General features: G+C 43.3%; 2 protein-coding genes. Both read left to right on the top strand.

The window, feature by feature from the left end; all coding sequences use genetic code 11:
• Positions 1–456, top strand: a 456-nt coding sequence (locus A136_RS16795; RefSeq protein WP_017063430.1) for a tRNA pseudouridine synthase A, incomplete at its 5' end; no start/stop codon positions are given.
• A 176-nt stretch (positions 457–632) separates the two neighbouring features.
• A complete protein-coding gene (accD, locus tag A136_RS16800) occupies positions 633–1,559 on the top strand; it encodes an acetyl-CoA carboxylase, carboxyltransferase subunit beta (RefSeq protein WP_017062348.1) in 927 nt (308 codons plus the stop codon).
• The last annotated feature ends 96 nt before the right edge of the window (positions 1,560–1,655 follow it).

Raw genomic sequence — 1,655 nt, forward strand, 5'->3', positions numbered from 1 at the left:
TTTAACCATGCACTACGCCCAGGCATTTTGAATTCAGGTGTGAGCCATTATCATGGTCATCTTGATGAGAAAAAAATGCATGAAGCGGGTCAGTACTTACTTGGTGAGAATGACTTCACTTCGTTCAGGGCAACACACTGTCAATCTCGTAGCCCATGGAGAAACATGATTCACTTGAACGTGACTCGTCATGGACACTACATTGTGATCGATATTAAAGCGAATGCGTTTGTTCACCACATGGTGAGGAATATTACGGGTAGCCTTATTGCCGTAGGTAAAGGTGAGCAGAAACCAGAGTGGATCCAGTGGCTTTTAGAAGCTAAAGATCGAAAAGTAGCCGGCGCAACTGCAAAAGCGGAAGGTTTGTATCTGGTGGATGTTGATTATCCTGAACATTTTGAGCTACCACGAGAGCCAATTGGTCCTCTATTTTTACCGGATAATTTGAACTAAATGTGAGACTTAGGTTCAAAAATTATTACGGTTTAGTGCGTAAGATAGTCCCTGAAAATAGGTACAACCAGTTTTTTATCTACAGTCGCTGTTTTATGTGCTTTAATTCCCACGCATAATTCCCAAATTTATTTCTTTCGCAATCAAGCGGAAGAATCGAAACAAAAAGGTCTTCCATGAGTTGGCTTGAAAAGATTTTAGAAAAAAGCAACATCGTAACATCTCGTAAAGCGTCTATCCCTGAGGGTGTTTGGACGAAATGTACTTCTTGTGAGCAGGTTCTGTACCATGCTGAACTAGAGCGTAACCTAGAAGTATGTCCAAAATGTGACCATCACATGCGCATGAAAGCACGTCGTCGTCTGGATACATTCCTAGACAAAGGTGAGCGTGTTGAACTAGGTGCTGATCTTGAGCCACAAGACAAGCTGAAGTTTAAAGACTCTAAGCGTTACAAAGAACGTATCTCTGCTGCTCAAAAGAACAGTGGTGAAACAGACGCATTAGTTGCAATGAAAGGCGAACTATTGGGTTTACCTATCGTAGCGTGTGCTTTTGAATTCTCATTCATGGGCGGCTCAATGGGTTCTGTTGTTGGTGCTCGTTTCGTGAAAGCGGTAGATGCTGCTATCGAGAACAACTGTGGTTTAGTGTGTTTCTCTGCAAGTGGTGGTGCTCGTATGCAAGAGGCATTGATGTCTCTAATGCAAATGGCGAAAACCAGTGCTGCGCTTGAGCGTTTATCTGCGAAAGGCCTACCGTTTGTTTCAGTTATGACTGATCCAACAATGGGTGGTGTTTCTGCAAGTTTGGCAATGCTTGGCGATATCAATATTGGTGAACCAAAAGCACTGATCGGTTTTGCTGGACGTCGTGTAATCGAACAAACGGTACGTGAAGACCTTCCTGAAGGTTTCCAACGCAGTGAGTTCCTACTAGACCACGGTGCTATCGACATGATTGTTGACCGTCGTGAGATGCGTCAGCGCGTTGCAAGCCTTGTTGCTAAAATGACCAACCAGCCTTCACCATTAGTAGTTTCTGTGAACGATTCACCGAATGAAGCTACTTATGAAGTACCAGAAGCGCCAGAAAAAGGGTAAAGTACCTTCTAACAAACCAACTTAATTATGGTTATGAGTTAGATGAGTCAACAACCTATTCCTCAAGCCACATCCTCTTTGGAGATGTGGCTTTTT

The sequence above is a fragment of the Vibrio crassostreae 9ZC13 genome, assembly GCF_000272045.2.
Classification (GTDB): Bacteria; Pseudomonadota; Gammaproteobacteria; order Enterobacterales; family Vibrionaceae; genus Vibrio; species Vibrio crassostreae_C.

Coding starts and splice junctions, on each gene's coding strand:
- accD (WP_017062348.1), top strand. CDS start 633: ATGAGTTGGCTTGAAAAGATTTTAGAAAAAAGCAACATCGTAACATCT.